This is a genomic window from Ruegeria sp. ABV4_181 (genome assembly GCF_056158465.1).
Genome location: NZ_JBSWTI010000006.1, coordinates 413,141 through 428,462, shown reverse-complemented (window position 1 = coordinate 428,462; position 15,322 = coordinate 413,141). Strand labels below are relative to the sequence as shown.

At 59.0% G+C, this 15,322-nt stretch carries 11 protein-coding genes; 7 read left to right on the top strand and 4 right to left on the bottom strand.

Annotation, left to right across the window (positions count from 1 at the left end; all coding sequences use genetic code 11):
* Window positions 1-16: 16 nt before the first annotated feature.
* Genes ACXAC3_RS21445 through ACXAC3_RS21435 form a run of 3 tightly spaced genes read left to right on the top strand, consistent with a single transcriptional unit; the run spans window position 17 to window position 4,699 of the window.
* Window positions 17-1,261, top strand: coding sequence for a TolC family protein (locus tag ACXAC3_RS21445; RefSeq protein WP_475164702.1), 1,245 nt, complete (start codon window positions 17-19; stop codon window positions 1,259-1,261).
* Entirely contained in the window at window positions 1,258-3,405 is a 2,148-nt protein-coding gene (locus ACXAC3_RS21440; RefSeq protein WP_475164699.1) for a type I secretion system permease/ATPase, read from the top strand. The genes ACXAC3_RS21445 and ACXAC3_RS21440 overlap by 4 nt, the downstream gene beginning before the upstream one ends.
* Window positions 3,389-4,699: an HlyD family type I secretion periplasmic adaptor subunit gene (locus ACXAC3_RS21435; RefSeq protein ID WP_475164698.1), complete on the top strand. Its 1,311-nt coding sequence runs from the start codon at window positions 3,389-3,391 to the stop codon at window positions 4,697-4,699. Before ACXAC3_RS21440 ends, ACXAC3_RS21435 begins: the two co-directional genes overlap by 17 nt.
* A 124-nt stretch (window positions 4,700-4,823) precedes the next feature.
* On the opposite strand, the gene ACXAC3_RS21430 is transcribed toward ACXAC3_RS21435, so the two are convergent.
* From ACXAC3_RS21430 to ACXAC3_RS21415, 4 genes are all read right to left on the bottom strand, one after another.
* Window positions 4,824-6,599, bottom strand: a complete 1,776-nt coding sequence (locus ACXAC3_RS21430; protein WP_475164695.1) for an ABC transporter ATP-binding protein — start codon at window positions 6,597-6,599, stop codon at window positions 4,824-4,826.
* Window positions 6,600-6,889: 290 nt separating this feature from the next.
* The gene (locus ACXAC3_RS21425; protein WP_475164693.1) at window positions 6,890-7,591 is read right to left on the bottom strand and encodes a response regulator transcription factor; all 702 of its coding nucleotides are present in this window, start codon (window positions 7,589-7,591) and stop codon (window positions 6,890-6,892) included.
* The gene (locus tag ACXAC3_RS21420; protein ID WP_475164691.1) at window positions 7,591-9,492 is read right to left on the bottom strand and encodes a hybrid sensor histidine kinase/response regulator; all 1,902 of its coding nucleotides are present in this window, start codon (window positions 9,490-9,492) and stop codon (window positions 7,591-7,593) included. Before ACXAC3_RS21420 ends, ACXAC3_RS21425 begins: the two co-directional genes overlap by 1 nt.
* Window positions 9,493-9,581: 89 nt before the next feature.
* A complete protein-coding gene (locus ACXAC3_RS21415; RefSeq protein WP_475164689.1) occupies window positions 9,582-11,114 on the bottom strand; it encodes a sulfatase-like hydrolase/transferase in 1,533 nt (510 codons plus the stop codon).
* 308 nt (window positions 11,115-11,422) lie between these two features.
* Between ACXAC3_RS21415 and ACXAC3_RS21410 the strand changes: the two genes are divergently transcribed.
* The 4 genes from ACXAC3_RS21410 to ACXAC3_RS21395 are packed head-to-tail and all read left to right on the top strand — an operon-like array spanning window position 11,423 to window position 15,321.
* Window positions 11,423-12,535 (top strand): ABC transporter permease, encoded by a 1,113-nt coding sequence (locus ACXAC3_RS21410; protein ID WP_475164688.1) that lies wholly within the window; start codon window positions 11,423-11,425, stop codon window positions 12,533-12,535.
* A 1-nt stretch (window position 12,536) separates the two neighbouring features.
* A complete protein-coding gene (locus ACXAC3_RS21405) occupies window positions 12,537-13,352 on the top strand; it encodes an ABC transporter ATP-binding protein (RefSeq protein ID WP_475164686.1) in 816 nt (271 codons plus the stop codon).
* A 5-nt stretch (window positions 13,353-13,357) separates the two neighbouring features.
* Window positions 13,358-14,674, top strand: a complete 1,317-nt coding sequence (locus ACXAC3_RS21400; RefSeq protein ID WP_475164684.1) for an MlaD family protein — start codon at window positions 13,358-13,360, stop codon at window positions 14,672-14,674.
* The gene (locus tag ACXAC3_RS21395; RefSeq protein ID WP_475164682.1) at window positions 14,671-15,321 is read left to right on the top strand and encodes an ABC-type transport auxiliary lipoprotein family protein; all 651 of its coding nucleotides are present in this window, start codon (window positions 14,671-14,673) and stop codon (window positions 15,319-15,321) included. The genes ACXAC3_RS21400 and ACXAC3_RS21395 overlap by 4 nt, the downstream gene beginning before the upstream one ends.
* Window position 15,322 lies beyond the last annotated feature (1 nt).

Sequence of the window (15,322 nt, the reverse complement as noted above, 5' to 3'; positions counted from 1 at the left end):
TCTGGCCGGCGCTGAGATGTCGTTTTCACCCGGATCGGTAGGTGCAGGTGCGAGCGCCCCGTCACCTCGGCTGGCGCAAAGTGGGTTTGGGCAACGTATCCGGTCGGCTGTCGAGACAAGTCCGGATCTGGCGCAAAGCGCCACACGGCTGGATGTTGCTGCGGCCAATGAAGACGCCGCGAAGGGCGCGTTTCTGCCGCAGATGTCGGTTGGATTGAACGCCCGAACCGAGCGTATCGACTCGGATATAGCGGATGTCACACCCTATCTGCGCGTTTCGCAACTGGTCTATGACGGTGGTGCCGCTTCGGGTGATCTTGCCGCAGCAAAGGCGCGTGTTCTGCAAAGCCGGGGCGATCAATTGCAGACTGCAGCGGCAGCCGCGCTTGCCGCGATCGAAGCCTATGTGGTTGTGGTGGACAGGCGAAGAGTTTTGGGCATTTCGACCCTGAACCTCGCGGTCCACGAAGAGCTGGTGCTTCAGATCACTGAACGATCTGCACAGGGCGTCGGCTCCAACGCGGACGTCCTGGCTGCCCATTCGCGAATGGCGGATGCTCGCACACGTCTTGCCGATGCCAGAGCGCGGCTGGACCGGGCTGACGCGCAATTTCGGGAAGTTTTCGCGGTTCCACCGGGAAATCTGCCGTCCCCAGTCCCCGCCCCGACGCTGTCCCGAACTGACACTCAGATCGTGATGGACAGCCCTTTGGTCAGGCGGGCTGACGCTGCCCTGCTGGCGGCCAAAGCGGATCAGGCAGCCGCGCTTGCCCGGCGCCGACCCAACGTTCAGATTGCAGCTTTCGCGGATCGGGATGCTGCCAATGACGCCAATTTTGGCGTCGATCTGTCCTTCAACTACGAGTTGGACAGCACAGGTCAGCACCGCGCCGCCATAGCTGCGGCAGAAGCGCAGGTGAAGGAGGCAGAATTCGCGCGGGAATCCGTAGTCCGGGACATCAAGCGAGAACTGGAATTCATCCGCTCTGACCAATTGGCGGGCGCGGAACGGTTGCGGGCGGCGAGGATAGCCGTTCAGGCCAACGCCGACAGTGTCACCGCTGCGCGGGCGCAATTCACCATCGGGCGGCGCAGTCTGATCGATATTCTGGATGCGCAGCGCGATTACGTGAACGCGCAGGAAAGGCTGATTCTGGCCGAACAAAGCTATTTCCTGACCAACTATGCGGTGCTGAGCCTGACGGGCGACATTCTGGACCTGCTCGGGGTTTCCATGATCAGACAGAGCGAGGGACCATGACACAGCCAAACCCTGCTGCGACGACAACCGTCATGTCCGCCCTGGAAACCTGCATTCTGCACGTTGCTGCTTATCTGGACCGGCCACTGACAACGGCCGCGTTGCACGCGATTAAATCCGGACCTTCCGAGGAGTTGACCTTGCGCGACGCGATCGAAGTGACGCGGCGGGTCGGATTGCAGGTCGGGTATGGCAAGCGCAGACTATCGGCGTTTGACGCAAGCCTGGCACCCGCGCTTTTGTTGCTGAAAGATGGCAGAGCGGTCGTTCTCCATGGTCGCGCCCGCGACAATTCGCTGTTGATGTTCGATCCGGATCTGGGTGACGGTGTCGGCGAAATTGCGGAAGAAACGCTGCGCAGCGTTTACACCGGCTATGCCATATTGTTTCGACGAAACCACGAAGCAGAGGTTTCAACCGGTGACGCCTCGCCTATGAACCACTGGTTCTGGTCGGCGATGGCCGCAAATAGATGGTCCTATTTGCAGGTGGCGCTGGCTGCAGCACTTGCAAACCTTCTGGGTCTGTCCACGTCTATATTCATAATGGTGGTTTACGACCGGGTACTTCCGAACGAAGCCACGGAATCTCTGATCGCGCTGACCATGGGCGTTGGTCTGGCACTCGGCTTTGACTTTGTCCTGAAGTTGCTGCGCGCCGGTTTCATTGATCGTGCGGGCCAGAAGGCTGACATGCAAATGGGGCGGCGTGTGTTCGATCAGGTTCTGAACATTCGGATGAAGTCGCGCACGGGATCCACTGGCGCCATGGCCAGTACGGTGCGCGAATTTGAAACTCTGCGTGAGTTTTTTACGTCTGCGACACTGGTCGCGGTGGTCGATCTGCCGTTCATTGCCCTGTTTGTCTTTGTGATCCATCTGGTCGGTGGTCCACTGGCCATCATCCCCGCCCTCGCCGTACCCGTTGTTCTGCTGACCGGACTGGCCGTGCAACCGCTGTTGTCCCGCCTTGCCGAACGCAGTTTTTCCGATGGTCAGTCCAAGCAATCGGTTTTGGTCGAAGCCGTCTCTGGCCTTGAGACAATCAAAACGACCGGCGCGGCCAGACAAATGCGCAACCGTTGGGAAAGCGCGATCGAACGGCAGTCGATGCACGGTGCCCGCAGCCGCGCAATCACGCAGTTTGCGCTGAACCTGACCGGGTTCACGCAGCAGGCGGCGCAAGTATTGATTGTTTTTTGTGGCGTTTTTCTGATTACGGACGGCCAGGCAAGCATGGGCGCGCTGGTTGCCTCTGTCATGCTGACAGGCCGGGCGCTGGCACCGCTGGGGCAACTGGCGCAGACACTGACCCGCGTGAACCAAGCGCGCAGTGCCTACCGAAATCTGAATGCTTTGATGCAGGCCGAAAGCGAACGCCCGGACGGGCGCAACTGGATCAGTCGACCCGGGTACAACGGGCGCATCTCGTTTAGAAATGTCAAATTTGCCTATCCTGATCAGTCCGAGGACACATTGAAGGGCGTTTCGTTTTCGATTGAACCCGGTGAGAAGGTCGCAATTCTGGGGCCGATCGGCTCTGGGAAGAGCACTGTCACGCGTCTCATTCTGGGCCTCTACGAGCCCCGGGCCGGGTCGGTTATGCTGGACGGTGTGGATATCCGCCAGATCGACCCGGGCGATCTTCGCGGAAATGTCGGGGCCGTGTTGCAGGATGTCTGGCTGTTTTCGGGCACTATACGCGACAACATAAACAGCGGAGCCATCCGCCCGAGTGACGCCGATTTGGTGCGCGCGGGCAAGGTGGCGGGTGTCGAAGACTTCATCGCCCACCATCCCAACGGTTATGACCTGAAACTGGCGGAACGCGGCGAAGGGTTGTCGGGCGGGCAGCGCCAGTCCATTGCGCTGGCCCGGGCTTTGATAGGTCGCCCTCCGGTGCTGCTTTTGGATGAACCGACCAGCGCTATGGACATCCAAACCGAAGCCGAGGTTATTCGCCGTCTCAAAGACGAGACGCGGGATACGACGATGGTGATCATCACTCACCGCACAAGCCTGCTGGACCTGGTGGACCGGGTGATCGTGATCGAGGGTGGGCGCGTCAGCACCGATGGACCAAAAAGCCTGCTTGCACGGCATGCCCGCAAACCAAGGAACCACTTGAATGTCGCGGCATCCTGATCTCGCCGCCCTCGCGCGCGAAATGCGCGGCCGCTCTCCGGTACGCGGGTCCCTGCTGTTGCTGGCGATCTGCGTCTGCCTGATCGCCTTGGGCCTGTGGGCAAAATTCACCGAACTGGACGATGTCACACGCGTTGACGGCAGAATCGTCCCCTCGGCGGATATCCAGGTCATCGAGGCGACAGAGCCCGGCGTCCTGCGATCGCTGAACATTCGCGAAGGACAAGTTGTTGAAAAAGGGATGTTGCTGATGGAATTCGATACCACCCAGATCGACAGCCAACTCAGCCAGGAACAACAGCGAGCCTTCGGATTGATGGCCCGCGCCCACAGACTGCAGGCGGAAATCGACGGCACAGACCTCAGCTTTCCGAAGAGACTGATCAAAGGCGCGCCTGACGTCGTCAGTTCGGAAACGGCGCTGTATCAGGGGCGCCGGTCAGAATTGCAGGCAGAAATCACCATTCTCGAACGTCAGCGGGAACAGCGACAAAAGGAATATGAGGAAGGTTTGGTGGACCAGGTGACCGCCGACGAAACACTTCGCCTGCTGGCGGAAGAACGCGAGATGATGGAACCGTTGGTCGAAAAGAAAATGGAACCGGCAACGACCCTCCTGACATTGCGCCGGAGCGAGGCGGAATGGCAAGGCCACAAGACACGCGCCAAAGCCGCAACCAACAGATTGAAAACCGGGCTGGATGAGGTGGATGACCGGATTCGCGCGGCGCGCAGCCGGTTCAGGACTGCCGCCTTGACAGACCTGGCGCTGGCCACGACCGAGTTGGCAGCGCTGCAACCAGCATTACCCGCGCTGCAGGATCGGGCGGATCGCGCTCTGGTCCGGTCGCCGGTGCGTGGTATCGTCAACCGGGTTCACCGCAGCACGATCGGAGGGCTTGCGCGCAGCGGCGAAGAACTGGTCGAAATTGTGCCGCTGAATGATACCTTGCTCGTTGAGGCTTATGTCCGGCCGGAAGATATCGCCTTTCTGCATGCAGGACAGGCGGTTAAGGTCAAAATCACCGCTTACGACTTTGCCCGATACGGTGCACTCGGCGGCCGGATCACACGCATCGGCGCGGATACGATCACACGATCCGAGCGAAATGACGAAGAGGTCTTCGTTGTCGAAATCGAAACCAGCAACTCCATGCTGGACGGCAGCGGCGTCGCTGTGGAAATCATCCCGGGAATGATTGCCGAAGTGGATATCCTGTCCGGCAGGAAGACGGTCATGGACTATTTGCTGCAACCCGTTGTCAAAATAAAGGACCGCGCGTTGCGAGAGTAGACAGTTGATTGCCGCTGCGGTTTGCCCGTTTAGGGCAGCCGAAAAAATTGGCACGACGCCGGAATCTTCCCTGTTTCACGGAAAGTCCTGCCAGATCGGGGTCGCTCTCCTTAAGCCGGACGCTCTAGCCGTGATCTGACACCGGTTGCTTGAACTGCTGGTCGAACAATTGCCGGAACGTCCCGTCCTTTTCGATCAAGGTGTCAAGATTGCCTTCCTCAATAACTTCACCGTCCTGAACGACCATGATTTTGTCTGCCTCTAGTACTGTGGACAAGCGATGCGCGATTACAATCGTGGTCACGTTTTTCGTCAGCTTGTCCAATGCAGTTTTCACCAGCGCCTCAGACTCGGCATCCAGAGCACTGGTTGCTTCGTCCAGCAGCAGGATCTCGGACTTGCGAAGAATGGCACGGGCGATCGCCAGTCGCTGCTTTTGACCACCGGACAAAAACGCCCCGTTCTCTCCGACCTGAGTGTCATAGCCTTTGCGCAACTTGGTAATAAAATCATGCGCGTGGGCGGCACGGGCGGCTTCCATCACCTCTTCGTCGGTTGCGTCGGGTCGAGCAAAGCGAAGGTTCTCCATAACAGTTGCCGAGAACAGGAATGTGTCCTGCCCTACATAGGATATTTTCCGGCGCAGGGACGCGAATGTGACATCCTGCAGGTCCTGATCATCAATTTCGACTTTACCGCGGTCAGGGTCGTAAAACCGCATGATCAGACCGAAGATCGTCGACTTACCACCGCCAGATTGCCCAACAAGCGCGGTCGTTTTCCCCGCCTCGAAAGTCACGTTCATCTTGTCGATGACCCTCGGCTTTCCCTTGTAGCCAAAGGTCACGTTTCTCAGCCTAATTTTGCCAGGTCCGGTGCTCAGCTCTTTGGCATCGGGAATTTCACGCATCGGCTCTTCCTGATCCAGCAAGTCGAACATCATGCCGATCGGAACCAGCGTCGTTTCAATGACAACGCGCATCTTCGACAGGCGTTTTGCGGGTTCATAAGCCATCAGCAACGCGGTGATGAAGGACATCAGCTGGCCCGCGGTTGTCGGCTCGCTTCCCGCGATGCCCATAGTGCTGATAATTAAAACACCCGCGACGGCGAGCCCGGCCAGAAACTCCATCAGCGGGCTTGCGACCGACTGGAGCTTTGAGATGGAGTTGGCGCGGTTTTCTACTGATCTGATTGCACCGTTCATGCGCTGGGTCATGTGGTCTTCAAGTGCGAAGACTTTGATGATTGTAATGCCACCGGAGGTTTCCTGAAGAACCTTGATGATTTCAGACAGCGCCCGCATCTCGGATTGCATGATCGCACGCACGCTTTTCAGAAGGTATCGCACACAAAACAGCGCAACCGGGCCAACGACGAAGAACAACACCGACAACAGCGGTTGCTGGTAGACCATGACAAAAACCAACCCAACCAGGGTCAGCGCGTCGCGAACAAAGCTGGTGACGATTACGTCAACTAGGCGCCGGGCGGCCTGTGCACCCTGCGTCACGCGCATCAGAAGGCTGGAGGATTCCGTTTTCGCAAAAAAACCAACACCGCGCTTGATCAGTTTTCCGTAAAGCCGCTCTTGCTGAACAGCGATGATCCGGTTCCCGGCGCGGGCCAGAAACACCGCCTGAACGTATGAGGCCGCTGCCTTGCCGAAAAACAGCGCCACGACCGCGCCGGCCACCAGATACACTTGCGACCGCATTTCCGGCTCGGTCATTGCGTTGACGATATTTTCCATCATCCAGGCCGTACCGGCCGTTGTTGCCGCCACGATGACCATTGCGATCATGGCAATCCCGTACAGCCACCCCTGGCTTCGGAGGCTTTCGCCCAGAAGACGGCCAATATGACCCGTTCGCCATTTAGCCAAGGCTTCTTTGAACATTCTAAACTCCAAAACCTTTTGTAGCTTCGATGCCTGGCCGCGACATGGTCAGACTGTTGATCCGGCGGCATAGATGCGTGGTTACTGCCGGAAGATCGGGATGCTGTTAGTTATGCGCGACCGGTCCAAGAATCCATAGTTAGCGCTCAGATAATGAAAACGGGTGTCATTCATTTCAAACCATGCGCCGGCGTGAATACCCAGACCCTCGCTCAATTCATTGTTTGCACACACTTAATTCACCAGATTACCAATAACAGATCGTGCGGTTCACAATCTGGATCAGCGTATTACCGCCACTCGACATCCCCAAGAAAAATATATCCGGCCCCATAGATCGTTTTGATTAATCGGGGATTTTTCGGATCTTCGCCCAGTTTTGTGCGCAGGCGTGAAATGCGAACATCCATGGCGCGGTCGAAACTGTCGCCTGCGGCACCACCGAACGCCTCTTGCATCTGAGCGCGGCTGATCAGGCGTTTCGGGCTTTCGAGAAACAGCCGCAATACCTCGCCTTCCGCGTGACTGAAAGGCGTTTCCGCGCCGCTTCCATCCTCAAGCACGTAGCGGTCGAAATGCGCGGTCCAGCCATTGAATTCGGCAATGTCTGACTGAGTCATCTGCGTTCGCGGAGCGCGCAATCTGGCGCGTATCCGCGCCACGACCTCGGCAGGATCAAAGGGTTTGGTGATGTAGTCATCCGCCCCAAGTTCCAGCCCGGTCACACGATCCTGTACCTGCGCCCGCCCTGATATGATGATGACTGCCGCCCCCTGTTCCAATGCCAGCCTGTGCACCAGAGCCAACCCATCCGTATCCGGCAAAGACAGATCTACCAGGCACACATCCGGGGTCACGCGCTTTAGCGATGCCTCGAATTCCCGCGCGCGCGAAAAGCTGTGCGTCCGAAAACCGGCATCCTCCAGCGCTTCGGTCAGGATGCGCCGGATTTCAGGCTCGTCATCGACAATGGTTACCAGCGGTTGCGTCATCAGGCGGCCTCGGTGCGGATCAGGGCGGACAGCTGTGCCCGGGTGAACGGTTTGCGCAGGACCGGTGCCTGCGTCAGCGCCTGCCGGTGCAACGGGTCGGAATAAGGAAGCGACGTCATCAGGATGCAGGGCAATGCCGGCCGAAGCTGGGCCAGCAGATCAAGCCCGGTTCCCGCCCCTTCCAGGCGAATGTCGGACAAGACCAGCGCGATATCCCTGATATCCGCCGTCAAAGCCAGCGCCTCATCGGAAGATGTGGCTTCGATCACCGTAAATCCAAGATCCACGAGCATTTCGCGGAACTGACCACGCAGGTCGTCATTGTCCTCGACCAGAAGAACCAGACCTTCCTGCACCGGCGGCGCGGGTCGGTATGGCAAGCGCAGAATCACGGATGCGCCGTAGGGCGTGTTGCGCAGGCTCAGGTCACCTCCGGCAAGCTTGACCGTGTCGTAAACCATCGGCAGACCCAGCCCGGAACCCTTGCTGCCTTTTGTGGTGAAAAACGGGTTCAGGGCTTTTTCCAGTGCCTCCTCTGAAAATCCCGGGCCTGTGTCGGACACCGTGATCTCAACCCAGATCGCACCGATCGTGTGCGCGCTGATGGTGATCTGCCCGAACCCGCCACAGGCGTCGCGCGCGTTCAGCACAAGGTTCAGCAAGGCGTCCTGAACCATGCCCGGATCCAGCATCAGCGCTTCGTCCGGCAGGGTATTGACGACCGACAGGCCAACCCCGCGCGGCAGCGATGGTGAGGCCAGAACGCGCAAATCCTCCAACAGACCGTGCATATCGGTCGCCTTCGGCTGGGGTGTCCGGTTCCCGGTCATATCCGCGATCCGGTTCAGCAACTGCCCGCCCCGGCGCGCGGTCTGCTGCGTCGCCGCCACCAGTTCGCGCGCGTCTTCGGACAGATCCATCTTTTCAAGCCGGGATTGCATCCCCAGAATGATGGTCAGCAGGTTCGAAAAATCATGCGCCAACCCGCTGGTCATCTGTGCTGCCATCGCCCGGCGTCGTGTCTGTTGCAGCGCCACACGGGCCTGCGTTTCTTCGGTGATATCCACGGACATCACATATACGCCCCCTTCACCGTCCGGCGTGAACGACACGCGAATGCGGCGGGAATCCTGGTCCTCGGTAAATTCAAAAACGGATGTTTCGCCAGCATACGCCTTATTCAGATAGGGTTCGACCCGCCCGAACGCCGTGGCACCAAGGGCGTCAGAGATATGCATCTTTAGGATTTCCGACGGGCGCCCCGGCATCACAGAACTGAGGCGCCGGTTCGAATAATCATACCGCCCGTCCTCGTCGAGATGCGCGATATGGGCGGGCATCATTTCGGTTGTCATCCGTGTCCGGGCTTCGATCTCGGTCAGTTGCCGTTTGGCTTCGACCAGCGCAGCGTTGGTGGCGGCAAGTTTCCGGTTTGCGGCCGACAATTCCTCGGCCCGATCCAGCAGCTGCCCGGACAGTTCCTCGGACCGGGCGCGCAGCAGGGCCTCGGCCTGTTTTGTGTTGGTGATATCGGTATAGACCGCAACCCAACCTCCTTTGGGCAGCGGCGCGCCCTCGACCGAGATGACCTGTCCGTTGGCGCGGACACGTTCCAGATAATGGGGTTCGAAGGCCAGCGCCTGCGTGACCCGCAATTCCACCATTTCCTCGACATCGGCATCCTCGCCATATTCGCCTTTGGCGGCAAGAAAGCGGATCGTGTCGCGGAACAGGGCACCCGGCTGTACCAGTTCGTCCGGCAGATCGAACATCACTTGAAAGGGCCGGTTGCTGACCACCAGCCGCAACTGGCTGTCATAGATCGACAGGGCCTGACCGATCAGGTTCAGGCCCGCGGTCGTCATTTCCTTGATATGCCGTTCGGTTATGTCCAACATCATCCCCCTGCGACATATGCGTAACATCCGATCTGTCGCAGGTGTAGGGGTCTTGGACGCGACACTTTGGGCCAGCCCGCTAAGGCATCCGGTTAATATCGCAGCTTTGATTTCGGCCCTTCGGCCGTGATCGAGTGCAGGGACAACGTATGATCCATGTTTCGCATCCGGTGCCGCAACATCTGCCGCCCCAGACGGGCCAGATCCGCCGCGTAGTCCGGGTTAGGGGCGACATTCTCCAACTCTCCCCGGCCCGCGTGGTCGAACAGGATCGGCGGCAGGTCGGCGGCAAATTCGACCAAAGTGAACCTGTTGTCCCGCAGGATACCAAGGCACGAGTCGCTGTTGCCCGTCCGCAGTCTGTCCTGCCACAGCGTCGGGCTTTCCGGGTCCGCGAAATCCAGCTCGCTGAAAGAATAGGCGCGCCAGTCAGCCGGTGTCTGACCTTGCAGCAGCGGCATCAAGGAGCGCCCGTCCATCGCGTTCGGGATCGGCTGGCCGACCCAGTCGAGTATTGTCGGTGTGATGTCGATGGATTCCGTGGGCACCGACACCATCTCGCCCGCCTGCGCCTGATTGCCCGGCACCCGGATCATCAGCGGCGTGTGGTAAGCCGCGTCATAGACCGTCATTTTGCCCCAGCTGTGCCGGTCCCCCAGCATTTCTCCGTGATCGGCGGTGATCACCAGCAAGGTGTCATCGTATTGACCGCTGTCTTTGAGGTGCCGGATGACGCGGCCGATATGGTGGTCCACCTCGGTCGCAAGGCCCAGATAGATCGCACGCAAGGTCTGAATGTTCTCGATCGTCGGCGCGACAGTGTCGAAACCCATCACAAAATCCACGGGTTTTTGCTTTTCGATTGTCGGACCAAAGAACGGGTGCAGGGCCAGTTCCTCGGAAACTGTGGGAAAGCCAGCCGGTTGGGGCAGCGCGGACGGGTCGTACATATCGTTATAGGGTGCCGGGGCGACCAGAGGCGGATGTGGTCTGATATATGTCAGATGCGCAAACCAATTCTGACCGGCAAGCGGTGTAATTCCGTCAAGAAAGGCATCGGTCAGAAAGGCCGTATCGCTGTCTTCTGCGCGGTAGAGCGCAGGGTCGTTCAACCTCGGCGCGCCGCCATCCGGTGAAACCGGCTTGTGCACGTCCCAGTAGTCATCGAACACATATCCCTTTTGCATTAGATGCGACCGCCACGGAAACGACTCCTCAAGCCGCATTTCGATGACCTCGTTGAATCCGGCCATGGGCTGTTCGTATGACTTCAGAATGGGATCGTTCGGGTCGTGGACCCGCGGATCCGCCGAAGTGTCCGTGTAACCGAACAACATCGGCATATAACCGGCCTTGCGCATCTCGGTCGCGATATTAGGCGTGTCGTGCCGCAGAGGCGTGCCATTGCGAACCGAGCGATGGTTCATCGCATATTGCCCGGTCAGGATCGAAGCGCGCGACGGGCCACACGGGTTGGTAACCGAGAAATGCCGCTCGAACGTAACCGCCTCATTCATGAACGCACGCAGGTTCGGCAGATCGACATGCGCCGCCAGTGCACCGTTCAGGCAGTCGGCCCGCAGTTGGTCAATGATGATGAACAGGACATTTCCGGCTTGCCGCATATTGCTTCCCCTGATTCCACAGTCGTGGTTTTCCGCGAACTCTGTCGTGGTTCGGCAATTCCGGCAACAGGATTGTCAGCCCATGGCGTGCAAGGTGGACAGAACACCGCACCTGCCCGGGACCAAAGAAAAACGCCTGTCAGATGCGGACAATCGTTAGTCTGACACGCTACCCGCGCGCGATGTCTGTCCCGCGCTTTTGAAACTGTCACCTGCACGCAATTGCATCGCAGCAATTCCCGTGCCCTTGGCAGAAATGCGTTGCAGCACAAGGCGGTTTCACATCACATACGCCCATGACGCAGCCAATGATACAATCGGACCGCGATGCCAATGGTGTCTGCCTGCGCATTTCAGGTGAGTTGCTGACGCAATCGCTGGACAGGGTTGAAACAGCATTTGCGTCCTTCCAGCCCGAAGGCGGCAACGTCACCGTTGATCTCTCGGAAGTTGAGGCGCTGGATACCGGCGGCGCATGGCTGGTTGCCGATCTGGCGCGCCGCGCGCGGGCCGTTGGCGCGCGGGTCACGTTTAAGGGACTGAACCCCGCGCATTCCATGCTGCTCGACACCGTATCGCACAGCATACCTGACGAACCCGGAACCGAGGCAGGTCAACGCAGCTTTGTCGATTGGGTGGCCAGCGTGGGTGCCCGTACAGTGGGGGCGTGGAAAGACACGCTTTCGATGATCGGGTTTCTGGGCCTGACGCTGCATCGGCTTGGCCGAACAATCGTGATGCCGTGGCGACTGCGCCGTGCGGCTCTGGTTTCGCAAATGGAGCAGACCGGGTTCAAGGCGATACCGATTGTGGCCCTGATGGGGTTTCTGATCGGCGTTGTGCTGGCCTTTCAGGGGGCCACCCAGTTGAAACAGTTCGGGGCCGAGATTTTTGTCGTCGAACTGATCTCGATCTCGGTTCTGCGGGAATTGGGCATTCTGCTGACCGCCATCATCGTTGCGGGCCGGTCGGGGTCGGCCTTCACCGCGTCCATCGGCTCGATGAAGGTGCAGGAAGAGATTGACGCCATGCGCACATTGGGTCTGGACCCCATCGAAGTGCTGGTCATCCCGCGCGTCGTGGCCCTTTTGATCACCCTGCCGATCCTCGGTTTCATCGCCGACATCGCAGCCCTGATCGGCGGCGGGCTGATGAGCTGGATCGACCTTGGCGTCAGCCCCGGCATGTTCGCCACACGGCTGAAGGAAAACACCGGCGTCTGGCAATTGGCGATCGGCATGATCAAAGCCCCGTTCTTTGCGCTGGTTATCGGTGTCATCGCCTGCTGGCAGGCGATGCAGGTCAAGGGATCGGCCCAAAGCGTCGGTGAAAGAACAACGGCGTCGGTCGTACAGTCCATTTTCATGGTCATCGCGCTGGATGCCTTGTTCTCGATCTTCTTCTCGGTGCTTGGGGTCTGACATGGACGGAACCGTGCTGGAACAGACCGCTAAGACCGACGCGCAGCGCGAGGCTGTGATCCGCGTGCGCAATCTGACCAACCAGTTCGGGCCGCAGGTGGTGCACAAAGACCTCAATCTGGATGTCTGGCGCGGTGAGGTTCTGGGCATCGTTGGCGGCTCTGGTACGGGCAAGTCGGTATTGCTGCGCACCATCGTGGGGTTGAACAAACCCGCCGCCGGCAGCATCGAGGTGCTGGGGGTCGATGTGCTGAACGGCCCGGAACAGGAACGGCGTCGCATAGAAAAACGCTGGGGTGTTGCGTTCCAGGACGGGGCGCTGTTTTCATCGCTGACCGTCCTTCAGAATGTAATGGCACCGCTGCGCGAGCACACAGGCATCAGTGAACACCTGATGCAGGCGCTTGGCAGTCTGAAGATCAGCCTGGTCGGACTGCCACAGCTTAGTTGCGGCAAGTTTCCGTCGGAACTGTCCGGGGGCATGCGCAAACGCGCGGCTCTGGCCCGCGCCCTGTCACTAGACCCCGAGATCGTGTTCCTAGACGAGCCGACCGCCGGGCTGGATCCGATCGGGGCCGCCGCCTATGACGAATTGATCGGTGAGTTGCAGCATGCTTTGGGCTTGACGGTGTTTATGGTCACGCATGACCTCGACAGCCTGTACGCCATTTGCGATCGGGTCGCAGTTCTTGCAGAAAAACGCGTGCTGGTTGAAGGGCCGATTGAAGAAATGACCAAAGTCGACCATCCTTGGGTGCAGGAATACTTCACCGGCCCCCGGGCGCGCGCAGCGCAAGAGAAGGGGCAGGACAGGTAAAGGCGATGGAAACCCGAGCGAACTATATCCTGATCGGAGCATTCACCCTTGCGGGTATTCTTGGCGCGTTCGGCTTCTTCCTGTGGCTCGCGAAATTCGAGGTTTCGCGGCAATACGCCTATTACGATGTTCTGTTTGACAACGTGTCTGGCCTGTCGGCTGCGGGCGGCGTCAGCTTTAACGGCCTGCCGGTCGGTCAGGTCATTTCACTGCAACTGGACGACGACGACCCGTCGAAAGTACGGGTGAAACTTGAGGTCGATGCGGACATCCCGGTGACCAAGGACACGATTGCGCAATTGCAGTCGCTTGGCGTGACCGGCGTGAGCTATGTCGAATTGTCCGGCGGGTCCCCGGGCGGTGAAAAGCTGCCGCAGAACAGTGTGATCCAAAGCAAACGCAGCACCATTCAATCACTGTTTGAGGGTGCACCGAAAGTGCTGGACGAGGCGGTGACCCTGCTGGAAAACCTCAATGCGGTGGTCGACGACAGGAACCGTAAATCGGTCAGCGACATCTTGGAGAACCTGGCATCCGCGTCCGGCAGGCTGGACAAGACATTGTCCGATTTCGAAAACCTGTCCACCGATCTGGGTGGTGCGGCGAAAAAGCTGGGCGACTTTACGGATCGGCTGGACAAGCTGGCCGATACCGCCGAAACGACGCTGACCACCGGCACGGACACGTTGAAAAGCGTGAAAACCGCCTCGGAATCCGCGACCGCCGCGCTGAACAGCGCCAAAGGTACAATCGAAACGGCCGACCGGGTGATCCAGCAGGATCTCAAACCTTTCATCGAACAGGCATCGGCCCTGGCCGAACGTCTGTCGGGTTTGTCGGATGAAGGCAGCGTGGCGCTGGCGACGGTTACCGAAACTTTCCTGAATGCCAACAAGACTCTGGGGTCCATCACCGCTGCAATGAACAGCGCCAAGGGTACGCTAACCTCGGCTGAACGCGCTTTTGACTCGGCCAACAAGGTTATCAATGAAGATATCGGGTCGGTGATGGACGATGTCCGAAACGCCGCAAACGAAGTGGCCGCCACCGTACAAAACGTGACCAAGCGGCTGGATGACATCTCGGCCGATATCCTCAGCGCGTCAAAATCAGCCTCGGAACTGCTGGGCACCATCGACGGTATCGTGCAGGACAACCGCCGTCAGCTGTCCGATTTCCTGCGCGTCGGCCTGCCGCAGTTCACACGTTTCATCGAAGAGTCACAGCGTCTGGTGATCAGCATGGATCGTTTGGTGGATAAGGTCGAACGTGATCCTGCGCGGTTCCTGCTGGGGACCCAAGCATCGGAGTTTCGCCAATGATCAGGCATATTCTTGTGGCTCTGGCGCTTGTGTCGCTGGGGGGGTGCACCGGGCTGGGCACTTTGCGTCAGGCATCCAAGCCAAACGATTTGTACCTGTTGACGCCGAAAAGTACGTTTTCCTCTTCGCTGCCGCGCATCCAAAAGCAAATCGTCGTGCAGGAACCAACCGCGACGGCGGCCGTCAATACAGATCAGATCGCGGTTCAGCCCTCTCCGTTGCAGGTCCAGTACCTGCCGCGCGCGCGCTGGGTTGATCGGGCCCCGCTTATCGTCCAGGCGCTGCTTGTCGAAAGCTACGAAAACAGCGGCAAGGTGGCCGCTGTCGGCCGATCCACAGTTGGCCTTCGGGCGGATTACGTCATCGTGCCGGACCTGCGTGAGTTTCAGGGGATCGTGGTCGGCCAAACCGAAGACTCGCCCACCATTCGGGTCGAGGTGCGCATGAACATCAAGATCATTGATGAGTTCGAAGACAAGATCATCGCCTCGGATTCTTTTCAGGAATTTGTAGTTGCCGCCAGTGACCAGACTCCGGATCTGGTCACCGCATTTGATGAAGCCCTGGGCAAAACCATGCGCGACGCGGTGGAATGGAGCGTGCGCAGGATCAATGCCCACGCTGCCAAAAACCCCAGGCAATTCTGAA